Origin of the sequence: Flavobacterium sp. (assembly GCF_044361015.1) — a bacterium.
Lineage (GTDB): Bacteria > Bacteroidota > Bacteroidia > Flavobacteriales > Flavobacteriaceae > Flavobacterium.
Genome location: NZ_JBIKJL010000097.1, coordinates 1 through 4,302, shown reverse-complemented (window position 1 = coordinate 4,302; position 4,302 = coordinate 1). Strand labels below are relative to the sequence as shown.

2 protein-coding genes and 1 pseudogene are annotated in these 4,302 nt (G+C 31.9%); all 3 read left to right on the top strand.

Annotated features, from left to right (window positions below; genetic code table 11):
• Positions 1-338, top strand: a pseudogene (locus ACIQ2Z_RS12610) (ATP-dependent DNA helicase RecG); the annotation flags it as partial.
• A 136-nt stretch (positions 339-474) separates the two neighbouring features.
• The gene (locus tag ACIQ2Z_RS12605) at positions 475-3,516 is read left to right on the top strand and encodes a BspA family leucine-rich repeat surface protein (RefSeq protein WP_396184520.1); all 3,042 of its coding nucleotides are present in this window, start codon (positions 475-477) and stop codon (positions 3,514-3,516) included.
• A 134-nt stretch (positions 3,517-3,650) separates the two neighbouring features.
• Positions 3,651-4,302, top strand: a 652-nt coding sequence (locus tag ACIQ2Z_RS12600) for a bestrophin family protein (protein WP_396184519.1), incomplete at its 3' end; no start/stop codon positions are given.

The window sequence follows — 4,302 nt, the reverse complement described above, 5'->3', positions numbered from 1 at the left end:
AACAGAGTTATTGCATTTTAATGACGAGTCATAAATTGAGTGATGACAGTAAAACAAGATTAGAAACGATGTGTAAAACCAACGACGGTTTTGAAATCGCTGAAGTAGATTTAAAACTCCGCGGACCCGGTGACATTATGGGAACACAACAAAGCGGCGTACTGAATTTACAAATCGCCGATTTGGTTCGCGACCGAGATATTTTACAACTTGCTCGCCACGAAGCCATCAAACTCTTGAAAAAAGATGCTTCAATGACATTACCGGAACACCAAACCTTGCGAATGATTTTTATGGAAATGAGTAAGAAGAAGAATATTTGGAATTATATTAGTTAGGTGAAGGGTTATTGGTGATGGGTAATGGGTTGAAGACAAAATACTTAAATTGTTTTTTTTAAGCAACAGTTTGAAGTTATTGTAAGAAAACCAAAAAAATTAAATATATTTGTAGTATCACTGATCTGTAAAACTTATGAAAAATCTTTACACGCTATTTTCTTTATTTTTTTTGATATCATTTTCGAATGCTCAAAATCCGGATGCTTTTATAATGACATTTGAGGTTACGAATCAAAATTTAGATATAATTATTCCAATAGTTCAAGATAACCAAAACAATTACACCATTGATTTTGGTGATAGTGTAATTCTTACAAATCAATCAGGAAACGTATCTCATACCTATAATACAGCGGGTGTTTACACTGTGTCATTAACAGAAACTTTTGGTCATATTAGATTTATTGATCTTGCGGACAGCTATAAAATAAAATTGAAAACAATTGAGCAGTGGGGTACAAACCAATGGTCAAGTATGCAGTTGGCTTTTATGGGGTGTTCAAATCTAATTATAAATGCAACTGACGTTCCTGATTTAAGTCAAGTTACAAATATGGCTAGTATGTTTATGGCTGCTTCATCATTAAATCAACCGTTAAATAATTGGAATGTATCAAATGTAACAGATATGAATGGTTTGTTTAGTAATGCCACTAACTTTAACCAACCTCTAAATAATTGGGATGTATCGAATGTGACAAATATGGCAAATATGTTTTCTAACGCTTCGTCGTTTAATCAATCTTTAGATAATTGGGATGTGTCAAACGTTACAAGTATGTTGCAAATGTTTTGGGGGGCAACTACTTTTAACGGTTCTATAAACAATTGGAATGTGTCGAGTGTTATAAATATGCAATCAATGTTCTATGGTGCCAATTCTTTTAATCAACCTATAAACAATTGGAATGTTTCCAATGTTACAAATATGTCATCAATGTTTTTTTTTGCAAATTCATTTAATAGAACTTTGAATAATTGGAATGTCTCAAATGTCATAAATATGTCATTAATGTTTAGAGGTGCTTCTTCGTTTAATCAGCCCCTTGAAAACTGGGATATATCGAGTGTTGGAAGTTTATCTGGTATGTTTAGTGGTGCTTCATCTTTTAACCAACCCATTAATAACTGGGATGTCTCAAATGTTGGAGACATGACAGGTACGTTTAATGGTGCTTCGTCATTTAACCAATCCTTAAATAGTTGGAATGTATCAAATGTAACACAAATGGCCGGTTTATTTCGTGATGCTGTTTCTTTTAATCAAGACATAAATAGCTGGAATGTATCAAATGTAATACAAATGGGCAACATGTTTAAAGGAGCTTCATCTTTTAACAAGACATTAAACAATTGGAATGTGTCAAATGTGACCAACTTGTATGGTACCTTTGAAGGTGCGAGTTCTTTCAACCAACCTTTAAATAATTGGGATGTGTCTAACGTGATTGATATGACAAATATGTTTAAGGGAGCAATTGCTTTTAACCAACCTCTAAGTAACTGGAATGTATCGAATGTAACTTTTATGGTTAATATGTTTTATAATGCTTCTTCTTTCAATCAGTCTTTAAATAATTGGAATTTTAATCCTAATGCTCCGATTAATTTATTCGGACTAAATACTGATTCATCATCAGGATTTATCAGTTATTCCGGAATAGACAGTATTAACTATGATTTATTACTACAAAGATTCGTGACCTTGGAATTACAAAATAAACGACTTGGAGCATTTGAAATAAAATACTGTAATCCCTTAGTTAGAAGTTATTTAATAAACGATTTAGGTTGGACAATTACGGGTGATAGTTTGGCAGAAGACTGTAATCACAATATAGTTTATGGGAATGTTTTTCTTGATCAAAATCTTGATGGCTGCGATGCCAATGATATTAAAATGAGTAACTTTTTTGTAAATGCTAACAATGGAACGCCTTATTACTCGACCTTACCAAACAATGGAGAATACCTCCTAACTCTTTTTGAAGACACTTATACTATTAGTTTACTAAATGTTCCTGATTATTTTACTGTAACTCCAAATAATACTATTTTTAACTTTACTGATTCTGGAAATTATGAAGAGCTTAATCTGTGTATGACTGCAAATGAAACTATTGAAGATTTAAATATTACTATAATTCCAGTAACCCAAGCACGTCCCGGTTTTGAAGCAGCTTATCAATTGAATATACAAAATATTGGAACGCAAACGGTTAATAATATATTGGTTAACGTAAATTTCGATAATACGATGCAAAGCTTTGTGAGTGCTGTTCCAAGTCCAAGCTCTACAACTTTCAATCAACTGCTTTTTGAAATTACAAGTTTACAACCTTTCGGGAGTAATATTATCAACTTTACTATGCAGACCTTTACTCCTCCTACCGTAAATAGTGATGATGTCTTGAACTTTACTGCTATAGTTACACCCAATACAAACGATTACACTCCAAATGACAATACATTTGAACTAAATCAAATTGTAGTTAATGCTTACGACCCGAATGACAAGCAAGTTTTGCAAGGCGATGAAATTCTTATTGAGCAAGCGGGAGAGTATTTGCATTATTTAATCCGTTTTCAAAATACTGGAACTGCGAGTGCTATAAATGTTAGAGTTGAAGATGTTTTACATGAAAGTTTGAATTGGAATACATTGCAAATGGTAAGTTCCAGTCATGATTTTAGAGCTGAAATTACCGAAAATAATCAATTAGCATTCATTTTTAATTACATCAATTTACCTCATGAAGCAGCAGATGAAGAAGGAAGTAATGGTTTTGTTGCTTATAAAATAAAACCCATCGATGGACTCACTGTAGGTGATTTCATTACAGGAAACGAAGCATCTATTTTTTTTGATTTTAATTTGCCGATAATCACTAATGCTGTTGAAACAGAAATTGTTGATCAATTAAATGTTAATGAATTTAGCTTGAACAATTTAGTCTCCATTTACCCAAATCCCACAAATAATGTTTTAAATATTAAAGTGAAAGATAATTTGATTGTGGAGGAAGTTAAATTGATAAATCTACAAGGAAGAGAACTACTATCCATAAAACAAAACTTAGAAAATATTAATTTATCCAACTTTAGTTCAGGTATTTATTTAATCAAACTTAAAACTAATTTGGGAACCATTCAATCTAAGATTATTAAAAATTAAGATTTTATCCCCTTGTGTCAAAGGGGATTTTTTTTAACCACTTTGATAAAAGTAACCTCTAAAATTAAAATTTCTTCTCTACATTTACGTTTTCAAACCAATCACCCATTACCCTTAACCCATCACCCTAAAAAATGGTTCAATACAACCCAAAAGACTGGATTACCTTTATTTTCAGATTTCACAAATCAGATACATTCAGAAAATTGATTCCGATGATGATTTTTATCGGGGTTTATACGTTTGGCGTTGGTTATTTGGAGATTGTTTACTGGAAAATGTCTGAAAAAAGTCATTTGAGTAATATCACAATTATGCATAATATGTTAGGTTTTGTGATTTCGTTATTGTTGGTTTTTAGAACAAACACAGCTTATGATCGTTGGTGGGAAGGACGAAAATTATGGGGAGCATTGGTCAACAACAGTAGAAACTTGGCTATAAAGCTTCGTGTGATGTTGCACGAGGAAAATGACAGATCCTATTTTAGAAAACTTATTCCCGGTTATGCTTCTATTTTGAGTAAGCATCTTACTAATGTGGAAACGAGCAAACAACTTTATGATGATGCTGATTTGGAAATTGATCACCAGAAACACAAACCCAATCAATTGGCCAAAATGCTTTTTCAAAAAATAAATGATTTGTATGATCAAAAGAAAATAACCGGAGATCAATTGATTATTTTAAATGGTGAAGTTCAATCATTTACAGAAATTTGTGGAGCTTGTGAACGAATTAAAAACACACCAATACCTTACTCCTACAGTGCTTTTATAAAAAAAT

Coding starts and splice junctions, on each gene's coding strand:
- ACIQ2Z_RS12605 (WP_396184520.1), top strand. CDS start 475: ATGAAAAATCTTTACACGCTATTTTCTTTATTTTTTTTGATATCATTT.